Here is a 15,201-nt window from a genome sequence, read left to right on the forward strand (position 1 = left end):
TGAGGTCATTGGGACGCGGCGCGCGCGCCGCCGAGCACGTCGACGACAGTCCACTTGCCGCCGCGCACCTGATAAATCGTGAACGCCGGGCTCTTCAGATTGCCCGCGTCGTCGAACGCGATCCGGCCCGTCACGCCCGGCCGGTCGGTCGCGCGCACCGCGGCGACCAGCTTCGCCGGCTGCGTCGTGCCGGCCTTTTGCGTCGCCGCGATCAGCGTCGCGGCCGCGTCGTACGCGAACGGCGCATGCAGCTCGATCGGCGCGTGGTAGCGCGACCGGTACTGCGCATCGAACGCGTTGCCGCCCGGCATGCGCGCGAGCGGCAGGCCCGGTTCGAGCGCGGTGACGCCCTCGCCGTCCTTGCCCGCGAGCGACAGGAAGGTCTGGCTCACGAAGCCGCCCGCGCCGAGCAGCGGCGCATTCACGCCGAGCTGGCGCATGCGCCGCGCGAGCGGCGCGGCCTGCGCGTCGAGGCCGCCGAAGAACACGAGATCCGCGCGCTTGCCCTTGATCGCGGTCAGCACGCCGCTGAAATCGGTCGTCTTGTCGTTCACGTACTGGCGATCGACGATCGCGCCGCCGCTCGCCTCGACGCCCTTGATGAACTGGTCGGCCAGGCCCGCGCCGAACGACGTGCGATCGTCGATCACCGCGATGCGCGTCGCCTTCAGCGTCTTCACCGCGTAGGCGCCCGTGAAGTTGCCGCCCGCATCGTCGTGACCCATGATGCGGAACGCCGTCGCATAGCCCTGCTGCGTGTATTGATGGCCGGTCGACGCGGGCGCGACCTGCGCAATCCCGGCGTCGCGATAGACGCGCGACGCGGGCACGCTGCAGCCGGTGTTCCAGTGGCCGACCACGCCGATCACGTGCTTGTCGACGAGCTGCTGGGCCACCGCGACGGCGGTGCGCGGGTCGGACTGGTCGTCCGCGGCGACGAGCTTGTAGACCACCGGCTTGCCGCCGACGGTCGGGTGTCGGGCGTTCGCGTCGTCGACCGCGAGCTGCGCGCCGTTCTGCAGATCCTTGCCGATCCGTGCGGACGGACCGGTCAGCGGCGCCGCGACGCCGATCAGGATCGTCTGCGGCGCAGGTTGCGCGACGGCGGGCGTGGAAGCGATCAGGGCGGCCGCGGACCACGCGAGGCCGGCGGGAACGAAGGAGATTTTCATGTGGGGAACCGGAAGAATCGGACAAGACATGAAAAATATTAAATAGTTGGCTTACACACCCCAAATATCCAATTGTTTGATGCTTATTCCATTCCCGACACAATAGCCAAAACTCTTGTAAACACAAGATATTTTCAGCTTGCCGCTTGGCCAGACTTTTCTATAAAATTTGACACATGAAAAATATCGAACAATTGCCGCACGATCCGCCACTGCGCGCCGTCCGCGCGTTCGAGGCGTTCGCGCGCCTCGGCTCGGTCACCGCGGCGGCGGCCGAGCTCGACATCACGCCGTCCGCGGTCAGCCACCAGCTGCAGTTGCTCGACGCGTTCATCCAGACGCCGCTGACCGTGCGCGACGGGCGCCTGCTCGCGCTCACCGACGAAGGCCGCGACTACTACCGGTCGATCAGCGCCGCGTTCTCGGTGCTGCGCAGCGCGACGCGCTTCGTGCGCGACCGCTCGTCGCTGCGGCAGATCACGGTCAGCCTGATCCCGCTGTTCGGCATCGGCTGGTTCATCCCGCGCCTGCATGCGTTCCTCGCGGAGAACACCGACGTCGACGTGACCGTACTGTACGCGCACCACCGCAACTACCGAAGCGATGCGTCGGACCTGTCGATCCGCTTCGGCACCGGCGACTGGCCCGGCTATCGCTGCGAGCGGCTGCTGCCGGGCGCGATGACGCCGATGTGCAGCGCGTCGTTCCTCAAGCGTCACGGGCCGTTCCGCACCCCGGCCGATCTCGCGCACGCGCCGCTCGTGCACGACGAGGATCGCAGCGCGTGGGTCAACTGGCTGCAGGGCGCGGGCGTGCGGCACGTGTCGCACACGGTCGGCCCGATGTTCGAGGACGGGCAGCTCACGCTGAGCGCGGCGCGCGCGGATCTCGGCGTCGCGCTGCTGCGCGCGCCGCTCGTCGAGCGCGAGCTGGCGAGCGGCGAACTCGTGCGGCTGTTCGATCACGTGCTCGACGACGGGCGCGATTACTACCTGTGCACCCGGGAGGACACGGACTTGCCGGACGGCGCCGGGCGGCTCGCGGCGTGGTTGAGGCAAATGGCGGCGGCGTGATGCCGATCGCCCTTTGCATCGTCCTCTGCATCGCCCTTCAAATCGCCCTGCCCCAGCCTCGTTCGACCGCATAGGCGACCGTCGCGCGCGCCAGTTCCTGCGTGCTGTCGATGAGCGCGACCCTGGCGTTGCGCAACGCGCGCGCCGCGATCGGAATCTCCGTGCAGCCCATCACCGCGACGGCGACCTTGCGCCGCTCGAGCGTCGCCAGCGCCCGCGACAAATGCCCGGCGGCGGCTTCGATCTCCGTCGCCTTGACGGCCTCGATGCACGCGGCAATGTCGCGCTGGGCGGCCGCGGCCGGCATCACCGGCTCGATGCCGCGCGCCAGCAGCGACGCCTGATAGAACCCCGACACGAGCGCGCCGCCCGTCGCGAGCACCGCGACCCGCCGCACGCCTTCGGGCAACGCGGCCACCGAGGCGTCGACGATATGCAGGATCGGCGCCTCGCTCCGTTCCGCCATCTGCGCATACCAGTGGTGCGCCGAATTGCACGGGATCACGATCACGCCGGCGCCGCACCGGTTCAGCAGGTCGATGCCGTCGAGCAGCGCCGGCAACGGGTCGACGTCACCGGCGATGATCGCGCGCGAGCGATCGGGCGTATGCGTCAGGTTCGCGACGATCATCGACAGATGCTCCTGATCGCAGCGCGCGCGCGTCAGCTGCATCACGCGGTGCATGAAGTCGACCGTCGCGAGCGGCCCCATTCCGCCGAGCACGCCGATGAGTGCCATGCCCCCTCCCTAGTTTCGCGACGGCCGCGGACAGATGGCGGAGACGACGGCCGAATTGCCGATCACCAGCAACAAGGTCCGCAGCATCTCGCAAACCGGATCGACCGCGGCGAACAGCACGAACGCGGCCTCGAACGGCAGGTGCAGATAGGCGCACGTCATGCCCGCCAGCGACACGGTCACGAGGCCCGACGTGCCCGCCGACGCGAAACCGGCGAGCACCGACGCGAGCAGCACCAGCCCGAGCTCGCCGACGCCGAGCGGACGCTCGTAGAGTTGCGCGATGAACAGCGTCGCACTGGCGTAATAGACCATCGGGCCGACGCGCAGCAGCGATACGGTCAACGGCACGAGCAGCTCGACGCGCGCGCGCGCAAAGCCGAACCCGTCGACGAGACACTGGATCATCCCCGGCATGCAGGCCATGCTGCTGCGGGTGGCGAGCGCCAGCGCGAACGGAATGCGCAACTCGGCGAGCGTCGCGGCCAGCGTGCGCCCCGAGCGCTTCCAGATCACGACGACCGCCGCCCCGATCAGCAACGCCGACACGACAAGGAACGCCGCGACGAAGCGGATCATCGCTTCGAGCGGCCCGATGCCGGACGTGCCGATCTGCGCGGCGCCCATGCAGAACAGCACGACCGGCGTCGGATAGGCGAGCCAGTGCATGAGCTTCTGGCACGTGAAGTAGACCGTCTCCAGCGATTGGGCCAGCGCCGTCGACGCGCTCGCGGGGACGCGCCCGGTCGCGAACCCGAAGAACAGCGAGAAGACGAGCGCTTTCAGCGTATCGCCGTTCGCCAGCGCGGCGAAGAAGTTGCCCGGCACGAGCGCGACCAGCATGTCGGCGAAGCCGGAGGTCTTTTCCGCCGGATCGGCGCCGTACAGGCTCATCACGGTGTCGCTCGCCGCGCCGTCGCTGCCGACCATCGCGCCGAAGGCCCTGAGCGTCTCGTTCGACAGGTGCTCGCCCGGCCGCATCGCGAGCAGCACGACTGCCCCGACGACGACGACGAATACCGACACGCCGACGAACATCACCATCACGCGCCCGACGAGATCCGCCGCGCTGCCGTCGCGCATCAGCCGCTGCAGGCTGAAAATCACCGCCGCCACCATGAACGGCAGCGCCGTCATCTTCAGCAGGCCGACGTAAATGTCCCCGACGAACGCGAATTTCGGCGCGGCTTCCGGCAGCAGCATGCCGGCCATCACGCCGAGCGCGAGGCTGCCGAACACGGTCCACGGATTGACGGCGAAGGCGTGAAGCCATTGGGAATGGAGCGTCATCTTCATAGCGTTGATATCCATGTCAGCGATTCATCGCATTGAGCAGCGACTTCACGTCGAGCTGCCGGCCGCGGTCCGCAAGGAACTGATTGACGAAAGCCAGCAGCGTCGGGTCGGAGACGCGCACGCCGATCGCGAGCGCATCGTTGAGATCGGCGAGCGTCGCCACCCGCAGGCGAATCGGCGCTGTCGGCTGCTCTTTCATCACGCGCTTGACTGCCAGCTCGTCGCGATAGGTCGCCGACACGGCGCCGGTGTTCAGCGCATCCAGCACCGCGCCCCAGCTCGAATAGGTGCGGATCCGTGCTTTCGGGAAGTCGGCCTGCACGTAGTCCGCGTAGGCCGAGCCCGCCACGATGCCGATCGTGCCGTCATAGTCGCGCACGACCTCCGGCACGGTGCGCCCCCTCGCGAGCTCGGCGAACCGGACGCGATTGAGCAGCAGCGCGCGCTTCAGGCTCACGTACGGCGTGCTGAAGCGGATGACCTGCGCGCGCGGCAGCGTGCGCGACAGCTTGCTGACGGCAAGGTCGGCGCGCCCCGTCGCGAGCAGGCGCACGACGCCGTCGAACGTGGTGGCCTCGCGGTTGAAATGGACCGCCACGCCGAGCTGTTTCGCGAGCTCGTTCGCGAGGTCGATGTCGATGCCGGTCAATTCCCCGTTGCGCGACTCGAAGAACGGCGGCTGGTCGACGCCGAGCACCGCGACGACGAGTTCGCCCCGCGTGACGATGCGCGCGAATTCCGGCGCGAGCAGCCTGCCGTCGGGCACCTGCACGAGTCCGGCCGGCGTCGCGGCCGGGGGTGTCGCCGCGGCCGATGCCGCCGACGCATCGTGCGAGCGCGCAGGGCCGGCGAACAGCGCGACGACGAGCGCGCCGAGCAACCAGCCCGCAGGCACGCGGGCCGGCCAACAGGAATCCATCGCGTCGCGGGTCCATGCCGGCAAAACACGGGCGACGCGTCCGAGAACGTGGGTCATATCGCAAAGAGAAGTCGGACGTTGCGCGCAAGGCGCTGATCCGTTCAGGTCGAACGGGCTCCATGACGTCGCGCGTCGGATCGACGCTTTCGGTCAAGGCGGCGGCACTGCCCGCCCGTTCAATGTCTCAAATGCGCGCGCCGGTTGATATCCGTCCGATGACCCGGGCACGACGGCATGGGCCGTCCGCGCAGCGAAGCGACGCCCCGGACGCGACCGCGGGCCTGTCATCGATGTGACCGGGCTTATCGGCAACAATCCGATTATCTGTTTCCAGCTATTGCGATCCTGGTTCTCGTATGTGAAGATCGCGCCAGCTTGCACCGCAGAAGATCAATGCGAAAGCAATTCGTAAAACGACAAGAAAATGACAGGACGGCGTGGGGTTGGCGATCAAACGGGATGACTGCCGCTGAGCGTTGCAAATTCAAATCATGATGGGCGACGATACAGTGGAGAAAGCGGCGGGCAGCACGCAACGCGACAATGCTCGGCGGCAAGAGGACAGCGCGATCAACGACGCCGCCTCGGGTGCACAGAAGGAATCGACATTCACGCCGCCGGCACCGGCGCCGACCCAGACCGCCGTGCACGGTATCCGCTTCGATTTCAACGACGGCTGCCGGGTGGTGCTTCCGCCACATTCGGGTGGAGTCTGGAAGGTCAGGCTTGCGGATCTTCAGACCGGAAACGGCATTTTCGAAACGACGATTGCAGGCGGAGCGGTCGCGAGCAGCAAAAAATATTTCGTGCCGTTTTCGATCGAAATCGATAGCGACGGAACGCGCATTTTCGAACACCGGTTTTGCGCACGCGACCGGGACGTGCTGATCGAATTTCCGGTCGGCACGCTCGGCGACATTGTCGGCTGGTTTCCGTACGCAGTGAAATTCCAGCGCCAGCACCAATGCCGACTGACCTGCTCGATGGGGCCGCTGCTGATTCCGCTGTTCCGCGCGTGTTATCCCGAGATCACGTTCGTCACGCCGGACGAAGTGAAGGCGGAGCGCTTCTACGCGACTTACCGTATCGGCCTCTTTTTCGGCGACGAAGCAAACATCCACCAGCCGACCGATTTTCAGCTGGTCGGCCTGCACCGCACCGCCGGCTATATCCTCGGCGTCGATCCCGCCGAGGAGCGTCCGAAGATCGATGTCCCGGACAACGGGCGACCGATTGCCGAACGGTATGTGTGCATCGCCGTGCAGAGCTCGACGCAATGCAAGTACTGGAACCATCCGCCGGGCTGGCTCGAAATCGTGCGGTTCCTGAAGGAGCACGGCTATCGCGTCGTCTGCATCGACCAGAAGGCGACGCACGGCACCGGCATCGTGTGGAATCACCTGCCGCACGGCGTGGAGGACCAGACCGGCGACCGCCCGCTCGCGGAGCGGGCGCAGTGGCTCAGGCACGCGGAGTTCTTCATTGGCCTGTCGAGCGGGCTGTCGTGGCTCGCGTGGGCGGTCGGTACGCCGGTCGTGATGATCAGCGGCTTCACGCACCCGATCAACGAGTTCGAGACCCCCTACCGGGTGATCAATTTCCATACGTGCAACAGCTGCTGGAACGACGTGCGCGTGCGCTTCGATCACAAGGACTTCCTGTGGTGCCCGCGCCATGCGGGCACGCCGCGGCAGTTCGAGTGCACGCGGCTCATCACGACGGACCACGTCAAGCAAACGATCAGGCGAATACCCGCGTTCGCGGCGGCGTCATGACCGCCCGCGCCACAACGAAGCACAACGACGTGAACGAATAAAAAAAGCACGCTATGAAACGGTTGACCTATCGTCGCAAATCCGGATTGCATCAGTTCGGCGCGCGCGACACGCGCATTCCCCGGCTGACAGTCTGGCTTCTCGGCACGTTGATCGTGCCGGGCGTCGCGCACGGCACGCTGTACAACGTGACGATGCTGGACACCTACGTAGGCGTCCACTTTGCCAGCGGCGACGAAGTCGACGTGTTCGACGGCGGCTCGATTCTCGACAACTTCTTCCCCGGCGGCAGCGTGCTGAACGTGTCGAGCGGCGGCGCGGCGCGCTATACATTCGTGTCGAGCGGCGGGTCCGCGAACATTCTCAGCGGCGGCAGCGGCGTTCACTTTACCGTCATGCCCGGCGGCCAGTTCAACGTCGTCGACGGCGGCGTGCTGATCGTCGACACGTCCGACTTGATCCAGGCAGGCAACACCACGCACGGGTCGTTCACGATCATGGCCAACGTCGCGTCGAACGTGATGATCATGAACAGCGGCTTGCTGACGGTGCTTCCCGGCGGAGGGTCGATCAATACGCTGGCCGGCAGCGGCGGCCGCGAGGTCGTGCTCTCGGGCGGCAGCGCCTCGTTCACGTCGGTCGGCTCGGCGGGCGTTCAGGTCGTGTCGAATGGCGGGTATGCGGCGGGCACGCTCGTCTCTTCGGGCGGTGTGCAGAACGTGCTGAACGGCGGTGTCGCGAGCGGTGGGTTCATCAGCTCGGGGGGCACGCAGAACGTATCGGGCGGAGTTGCATCATCCGCGACTGTCGGCGGCGGCGGCACGCAGAACGTCCTGTCGGGCGGCCACGCGAACAATACGTACATCTATTCGATCGGTATACAGAACGTATCGTCCGGCGGCCTGGCGAGCGCGACCACCCTCTCCGGAACGCAGAACATTCTTGCCGGCGGTGTCGCATCGAATACGGTCATCCTGGCCGGCAGCGAGAACGTGTCGAGCGGCGGCTCGGCCGTCGCGGCGATCATTTCCGGCGGCGCACTGAATGTGCTCGCCGGCGGCTACGCGGCATCCGCGCAGGTGAACGCCGGCGGCACGGAAATCGTGTCGAGCGGCGGCAGCGCGGCGCATGTCGCGGTATCGAGCGGCGGCAATCTCGCCATCGCGTCGGGCGGCGCGCTGATCGCCGATACGTCCGATTCGATCGTTTCGGGTACCAATGCGATCGGCACGTTCTCGATCCTGAATCACGTCGCGAGCGGCGTGCTGCTCGAGAACGGCGGCAGCCTGGCGGTGCTGTCCGGCGGCTCGTCTCTCAATACGTTCGTGCGAAGCGGCGGCGCCGAAGGCGTGCTTGCGGGCGGCGTGGCGAGCGGCACGACGGTTCAGGGCGGCGGCACGCTCGCGGTGTCGAGCGGCGGCAGCGCGGTCGCGACGGTCGTGTCGAGCGGCGGCGTCGACGTGATTTCCGCGGGCGGCGTGGCGAGTGCGACGACAATCGCCAGCGGCGGCACGGAGAGCGTGCTTTCCGGCGGTTCGGCCATTGGCGCGACGTTGGGCTCCGGTGGCACACAGAACGTATCCGCCGGCGGCAAGGCGGTCGCAACGATCGTGGCGAGCGGAGGCGCGCAAAATGTGTCCTCGGGCGGCACGGCAACGTCGACCGTCGTCTCGAGCGGTGGCGTGCAGAACGTGTCGGCGGGCGGCAATGCGGTTTCCGCCGTGCTCGGCATCGGCGGCGTGCAGAACGTATCGGCGGGCGGGACGGCGACGTCGACGCTGGTGACCAGCGGCGGCGTGCAGAACATCGTGTCGGGCGGCTCGGCGGTGTCGGCCGTCGTGCAAAACGCAGGCACGCAGAACGTGGCATCGGGCGGCACCGCGATGTCGAGCGTGGTATCGAGCGGCGGCGTGCAGAACGTGTCGTCCGGCGCGGCGGTCGTCGATGCGCGGATCCTGTCGGGCGGTATCCAGAACGTGCTGTCCGGCGGCTCGACGAACGGCGCGACGGTGTCCTCGGGGGGCGAACAACGCGTCACGTCGGGGATGACCGTCGCTACGACAGTAAGCTCGGGCGGCTCGCAGGTCGTGACCGGCGCCGGCGTCGCGGTCGGCACGACGATCGACGGCGGGTCGCTCGCCGTGTCGTCCGGCGGCCGGACGAGCGGAACGACCGTCAATGCAGGCGGCACGGAAACCGTGCTGGCCGGCGGCAACGCGTCCGGCACGACGGTCAACTCGGGCGGCACGCAGGCCGTGTCGTCCGGGGGCATCGCGTCCGGCACGGCGATCAATGCAGGCGGCTCGCAGACGATTCTCGCGGGCGGCTCCGCCGTGTCGGCGACGGTCAACAGCGGCGGCCTGCAATACGTCGACGGCGTGACCGAAGGCTTTGCCTACGACACGGTCGTCAACAGCGGCGGCACGCAGGAAGTCGCGTTCGGCGGCTACGCATCGGGCGCCGTCGTGAACCCGGGGGGCGTACAGCAGGTCGACTCGGCCGGATCGGCAGTCGCGACGACGGTCGCGGGCGGAACGCAGCGGGTCCTGTCCGGCGGCTCGGCCAGCACGACGCGGGTCACGTCCGGCGGCCTGCAGAGCATCGCGGCCGGTGGCTATGCGCAGGATACGACCGTGTCGTCCGGCGCCGTGATCGTCAACGGCACCGCCGTGAACCTGACGTTGCAGAGTGGCGCGTCAGTGACGGGCACCGGGACGGTCGCGTCGGACCTGACAATCGGCAGCGGCGCGACGCTCGCGGCGTCGACGCCGGGCTCCGGCTTGAACGTCAGCGGCACGCTGACGTTCGCGGGCGGGTCCACCTACGAGGTGACCGTCAACGCGGCAAGGCTTTCCGGCCTGACGACCGTGGTCGGCAACGTGGTGATTGCCGGCGGCTCGACACTCACGCTGACTGCGAACGCCGGGTCGTATTCGGCTGGCGCCAAATACACGATCCTCACCTACTCGGGCACCGAGAGCGGCAGTTTCTCCACGGTCAATTCGGACTTCGCGTACCTTACGCCGTCGGTCTCCTACACCGGCGGGGTGATCGCCGTGACGCTGAACGCGGCGCAGTCGTTCGTGTCGGCCGGGTTCGCCACGGCCGCGCATACGCAGAACCAGATCAACGTTGCCAATGCGTTGACGCGCACCTACAACGCGGGCGGCAACAAGCTGACCGCGGCGCTTCAGGCCGTGTCGGCATCGCAGGCCTCGAATGCGCTGACGCAGGTTGCCGGCGACGAGGCAGCCGTGTTCTGCCAGATTGCCCAAAGGCGTACCGGCGACATGCAGGACGTGGTCGCGCAACGGCTCGCATCGGGGTCCGGCGGCGGCGCGCTGGCGCCCACGGCGACGGGCACGGACGCCCCCTGGGTGAGCGTGGGCTACAGCCATACCCATCAGTCGGGCGACGACGGTCTTGGCAGCAGCGCGTACGGTGAGCATTCGGCGCGCGTCGCGCTCGGCTTCGACCGCTCGGTGACTGCGTCCGTGCGTGCGGGTGCGGCCATCGCGCTGAACGACGACACGATCCAGTTCAGCGGCCGCTCCGCGGATGCGCGCAGCGACGGCGTGCAGGTTCTGTTGTATGGCGGGTGGCAACCGCAAGGGCGCCTCTATTACGTCAACGGGATGGCGGGCGTCGGCTACTGGGACAACGCGCTCACACGGTCGGCGACGCTCGGCGCGCTCACCGGCAAGTCCGACGGCTCGTTCCATACGACCGCGGTGGCCGCGTACATCGAGTCCGGACTCAACCTCGCGGCGGCGTACGGCAAGTGGCAGCCGTATGCGGGCGTACGGGTCGGCCACTATACGCAGCAGAGCTTCGCCGAACACGGCGGCGGCGTGTTCGATCTCGAGTACGCGTCGGCGAACAGCAACGCGCTGTCGACGGTGCTTGGGCTGCGGTTCGCGAAGCGCGCGGGTACGTTCTTCGGGCGCCCTGCCGACTGGCAGGCGGAGGTCGCATGGGAACACCGCTTCGGCAGCGCGGCGCAGTCGCTCAACGCGGCCTTTGTCGATGCGCCGGCCGCGACGTACCAGGTGTTCGGATCGCCGACGAGCCGTGATACCGCGCGCGCCGGCATCGGTGCGGACTGGCACTGGGGGCCGCTTGCCACGCTGTTCGCTCGCGTGAGCGTCGATGCGGGTTCGAACGAGCGCGAATACGGCGTGATGGCGGGGGCGCAATGGAAGTGGTGAATCTCGCGAACCGCCCATACCCGGCTTCGCGGCGGTCAAAGCCATGTGCATCCGGCAAGCGACACCGCCAGGCCGCCACCGCCGGCGGCACATAGGAATTCCCGATCCCTCGGATTGAAACAAGCAATTTCACAAAGTCAGGGTGAACCCGGATACTGGCGACTCGTTAATTCAACACCGCAACGAGCAAGGAAACCCAGATGCCGATCATCAACACCCAAATCAAGCCGTTCAAGGCAACCGCATACCACAACGGCGATTTCGTGCCCGTCTCCGACGAGAGCTTCAAGGGCAAGTGGTCCGTCGTCGTGTTCTACCCGGCCGACTTCACGTTCGTCTGCCCGACCGAGCTGGGCGACCTCGCCGACCGCTACGCGGAATTCCAGAAGCTGGGTGTCGAAATCTACGCGGTGTCGACCGACACGCACTTCACGCACAAGGCGTGGCACGACACGTCGGACACGATCGGCAAGATCAAGTACCCGATGATCGGCGACCCGACGCTGACGCTGTCGCGCAACTTCGACGTGCTGATCGATGAAGAAGGGATGGCGCTGCGCGGCACGTTCGTGATCAACCCGGAAGGCGAGATCAAGCTGTGCGAGATCCACGACAACGGCATCGGCCGCGATGCGGGCGAGCTGCTGCGCAAGGTGCAGGCCGCGCAATACATCGCCGCGCACCCGGGTGAAGTGTGCCCGGCCAAGTGGACCCCGGGCGCCGAGACGCTGACGCCGTCGCTCGACCTGATCGGCAAGATCTGACGACACGCCCCGCGCGCCTCGTGCGAGGCGCGCAACGGCCGGCCGCCGCATCGCGCGGCCCGCCCTTCCCTCCGGCACGACGTGCCCGACCAGAATCATCAATACGGAATCCGAAACGCCATGCTCGACGCCAATCTCAAGAACCAACTCAAAGCGTACCTGGAAAAGATCACGCGCCCGATCGAGCTCGTCGCGTCGCTCGACGACGGCGCGAAGTCGCAGGAACTGCTCGCGCTGCTCAACGAGATTGCGTCGCTGACGACTCGCGTGACGGTGGTCGAACGCCGCGACGGCGCCGAGCGCAAGCCGTCGTTCTCGATCGGCGAACCGGGCAAGCCCGCGGGCATCCGCTTCGCCGGGATTCCGATGGGCCATGAATTCACGTCGCTCGTGCTCGCGCTGCTGCAGACGGGCGGCCATCCGGTCAAGCTCGACGACGACGTGATCGAGCAGATCCGCGCGCTCGACGGCGACTACGCGTTCGAGACGTATTTCTCGCTGTCGTGCCAGAACTGCCCGGAAGTCGTGCAGGCGTTGAACGTGATGTCGCTGATCAATCCGCGCATCCGTCATGTCGCGATCGACGGCGCGCTGTTCCAGAACGAAGTCGAAGCGCGCCAGATCATGGCGGTGCCGACGATGTTCCTGAACGGCGAGTCGTTCGGCCAGGGCCGCAGCAGCGTGAAGGAAATCCTCGCGAAGCTCGACACCGGCGCGAGCGCGCGCGCCGCGAAGGCGCTCGAGAACAAGCCGGTGTTCGACACGCTGATCGTCGGCGGCGGCCCGGCGGGCGCGGCGGCCGCGATCTATTCGGCGCGCAAGGGCATCGCGACCGGCGTCGTCGCCGAGCGCTTCGGCGGCCAGGTGCTCGACACGATGGCGATCGAGAACTTCGTGTCGGTGCAGGAAACCGAAGGGCCGAAGTTCGCGACCGCGCTCGAACAGCACGTGAAGCAGTACGACGTCGACGTGATGGACGTGCAGCGCGCCGACGCGCTGATTCCCGGCGCCGTGCACCAGATCCGCCTCGCGAACGGCGCGGTGCTGAAGGCGAAGACGATCGTGCTCGCGACCGGCGCGCGCTGGCGCGAAATCAACGTGCCCGGCGAGCGCGAATACCGCAACCGCGGCGTCGCCTACTGCCCGCACTGCGACGGCCCGCTGTTCAAGGGCAAGCGCGTCGCGGTGGTCGGCGGCGGCAACTCGGGCGTCGAGGCCGCGATCGACCTCGCGGGCATCGTGAAGGCAGTCACGCTGATCGAATACGGCGCGCAGCTTCGCGCGGACGAAGTGCTGCAGCGCAAGCTGCGCAGCCTGCCGAACGTGACCGTCGTCACGCAGGCGCAGACGACCGAGCTGACCGGCGACGGCAGCAAGCTGAACGGCCTCGTCTACAAGGACCTGCGCAGCGGCGACGTGAAGCGCATCGATCTCGAAGGCGTGTTCGTGCAGATCGGCCTCGTGCCGAACACCGAATGGCTGAAGGGCACGATCGAGCTGTCGAAGCACGGCGAGATCGTCGTCGATGCGCGTGGCGCGACATCCGTGCCCGGCGTGTTCGCGGCCGGCGACGTGACGACGGCGCCGTTCAAGCAGATCGTGATCGCGGTCGGCGAAGGCGCGAAGGCATCGCTCGCCGCGTTCGACCACCTGATCCGGCAGGACGTGACGCCCGTCGACGCAAAGCCGGCCGTCGAGGAAGCGGTCGCCGCGTAATACCCGTCATACCAGGTTGTCTCTCTTGGCCCCGCATGCCCTGGTCGGCGTACGGGGTCCTTTTTTTCAGCCCGAATTGGCGGAACCGGAGTGCGATACGCGCACGCCGCCGGGGTCACCGGGTCGCGGCCGGATTGTCCTTTGGCGAAGGCGACGAGGGCTTGAAGCTGCTCGATTCCCTGACGAGCTTTTCGGTCATCGCCGCGGCAACCGGATTCGATCCCGCGGACGGGCTGCGCCGATCCGCGTCCGGGTTTGCCGAAGGTTGCGGCATAGGCAACGCAGGATCGAGCTTGGCCGACTCCCTGACCAGCGCGGCGGTCTCGGGCGTCTCGGAGGTCTTGACGGGATCCGTCGCGGCATGACGCTCCAGGCTGTCGCGCTGACGCGACGCGCGTTGCGCCGGATTCGCGGTCGAAGCGGTCGAGTGCTGCGCATCGACCGACGCGACAGCGGCGGACGGCGGCTCGCTCGGCTGGACCGGCGGTGGTGGTTTCGCGCTGACGCTCGGAACGGCCTGGCCGGGTGTGAGCGTCGCGCTCACGCGCGCAGGCGGTTGCCCGGTTGACTGTTTCGGCGCCAGGCTCACGGGTGCCGGCGGCTGTTGCGACGCCGCGTCGGCATGCGTCGCGGTTGCGGCGGCGGACGCCGGTTGCCCGATACTGCCCTGCGCCACGTGTTCGTCGCCCGATCGGGATTCGGCCACTTGCGTCGGTGCGGCATCGCCGAAACCGGCGTCCTCTATCGCACGGTGGTCCGCCCTCAGGAGCATCAGGTACGACACGCTTGTCGCGGCCACCAGAAGCCCCCCGGCGATCATTACTTTCTTACGGGTATTCGTCATACTTCGTTCACCGGTCGTTCAATCGAAGTGAACGATCGATGATAAGCGACCGTCGGCGCGTCATATCCGACGAATACATTTGGTTGCATTGATGCCGACCCCACGCTTCGCGCAAACCGCGCTCATGGGGTCGGTACCGCCTACTCGGGAAACGGCAATTCCGTCTGGCCGTCCGCGCGCATGCCGAACGTGTTGAGCGTCATCGCGACGAGCGCGTAATAGCCGAGCAGCGCCACGAGATTGACGACCACCTCGTGGCCAAAGCGCTCCTCCGCGCGGGCGAACGTCGCGTCGCTGACGCGCCGCGCATCGTACAGCTCGTTCGCGAACGCGTAGATCAGCGCATCGTCGTCCGACTCGAACACCGGTTCGACGCCGTCGCGGATCGCCTCGGCGGTCGCGGCCGGCACGCCGGCGTCGAGCGCAATCGGATGATGAATGTGCCATTCCGCCTGCGAGCGCCAGCGCGCGGCGGTGACGAGGATCGCGAGCTCCGACAGGCGCAGCGGCAAGCCGGTGCGATACCGGCAGAACGCGCCGAGCCGCTGCGCATGCTGCGCGAGCTCGGGGCTCGCGATCCAGCCGAGGAACGGGCCGTTCAGGTTGCCGCGCGGGCCGGCGAGAATCTCGGCCAGCACCGCCTTTTGCGCATCGGTCGCGGATGCGGGGTCGAATGGGGGAAGTCTCGAAGTCAT

11 protein-coding genes are annotated in these 15,201 nt (G+C 67.4%); 5 read left to right on the top strand and 6 right to left on the bottom strand.

Annotated elements, in window-relative coordinates:
• Nucleotides 1-5: 5 nt before the first annotated feature.
• Nucleotides 6-1,172 (bottom strand): branched-chain amino acid ABC transporter substrate-binding protein, encoded by a 1,167-nt coding sequence (locus ACFIMZ_RS28875; RefSeq protein WP_431822879.1) that lies wholly within the window; start codon nt 1,170-1,172, stop codon nt 6-8.
• Nucleotides 1,173-1,348: 176 nt separating this feature from the next.
• Here ACFIMZ_RS28875 and ACFIMZ_RS28880 point away from each other — a divergent pair, with 176 nt between their 5' ends.
• Nucleotides 1,349-2,245: a LysR substrate-binding domain-containing protein gene (locus ACFIMZ_RS28880; protein WP_431822880.1), complete on the top strand. Its 897-nt coding sequence runs from the start codon at nt 1,349-1,351 to the stop codon at nt 2,243-2,245.
• A gap of 37 nt (nt 2,246-2,282) precedes the next feature.
• Here the strand turns inward: ACFIMZ_RS28880 and ACFIMZ_RS28885 are convergent, their stop codons facing one another.
• The 3 genes from ACFIMZ_RS28885 to ACFIMZ_RS28895 are packed head-to-tail and all read right to left on the bottom strand — an operon-like array spanning nt 2,283 to nt 5,199.
• Nucleotides 2,283-2,984 carry an aspartate/glutamate racemase family protein gene (locus ACFIMZ_RS28885; protein ID WP_431822881.1) on the bottom strand — a complete coding sequence of 234 codons (702 nt, stop codon included), beginning with the start codon at nt 2,982-2,984 and terminating at the stop codon, nt 2,283-2,285.
• Between the two features lie 9 nt (nt 2,985-2,993).
• On the bottom strand, nt 2,994-4,295 hold the full coding sequence (locus ACFIMZ_RS28890) for a dicarboxylate/amino acid:cation symporter (RefSeq protein WP_431822882.1): 1,302 nt from the start codon (nt 4,293-4,295) through the stop codon (nt 2,994-2,996).
• Nucleotide 4,296: 1 nt separating this feature from the next.
• Nucleotides 4,297-5,199: a substrate-binding periplasmic protein gene (locus ACFIMZ_RS28895; RefSeq protein WP_431822883.1), complete on the bottom strand. Its 903-nt coding sequence runs from the start codon at nt 5,197-5,199 to the stop codon at nt 4,297-4,299.
• Nucleotides 5,200-5,693: 494 nt separating this feature from the next.
• Between ACFIMZ_RS28895 and ACFIMZ_RS28900 the strand changes: the two genes are divergently transcribed.
• From ACFIMZ_RS28900 to ahpF, 4 genes are all read left to right on the top strand, one after another.
• A complete protein-coding gene (locus ACFIMZ_RS28900; protein ID WP_431825395.1) occupies nt 5,694-6,974 on the top strand; it encodes an autotransporter strand-loop-strand O-heptosyltransferase in 1,281 nt (426 codons plus the stop codon).
• A 53-nt stretch (nt 6,975-7,027) separates the two neighbouring features.
• Nucleotides 7,028-11,182, top strand: a complete 4,155-nt coding sequence (locus ACFIMZ_RS28905; RefSeq protein WP_431822884.1) for an AIDA repeat-containing protein — start codon at nt 7,028-7,030, stop codon at nt 11,180-11,182.
• 200 nt (nt 11,183-11,382) lie between these two features.
• Nucleotides 11,383-11,946, top strand: coding sequence for an alkyl hydroperoxide reductase subunit C (gene ahpC, locus ACFIMZ_RS28910; protein WP_431822885.1), 564 nt, complete (start codon nt 11,383-11,385; stop codon nt 11,944-11,946).
• A gap of 120 nt (nt 11,947-12,066) precedes the next feature.
• A complete protein-coding gene (gene ahpF / locus ACFIMZ_RS28915) occupies nt 12,067-13,662 on the top strand; it encodes an alkyl hydroperoxide reductase subunit F (RefSeq protein WP_431822886.1) in 1,596 nt (531 codons plus the stop codon).
• Nucleotides 13,663-13,777: 115 nt separating this feature from the next.
• Here the strand turns inward: ahpF and ACFIMZ_RS28920 are convergent, their stop codons facing one another.
• Both ACFIMZ_RS28920 and ACFIMZ_RS28925 read right to left on the bottom strand, forming a co-directional pair.
• The gene (locus tag ACFIMZ_RS28920; RefSeq protein WP_431822887.1) at nt 13,778-14,482 is read right to left on the bottom strand and encodes an extensin; all 705 of its coding nucleotides are present in this window, start codon (nt 14,480-14,482) and stop codon (nt 13,778-13,780) included.
• A 164-nt stretch (nt 14,483-14,646) separates the two neighbouring features.
• Nucleotides 14,647-15,201: a carboxymuconolactone decarboxylase family protein gene (locus tag ACFIMZ_RS28925; protein WP_431822888.1), complete on the bottom strand. Its 555-nt coding sequence runs from the start codon at nt 15,199-15,201 to the stop codon at nt 14,647-14,649.

It is taken from the genome of Burkholderia sp. F1 (genome assembly GCF_050813845.1).
Lineage (GTDB): Bacteria > Pseudomonadota > Gammaproteobacteria > Burkholderiales > Burkholderiaceae > Burkholderia > Burkholderia ubonensis.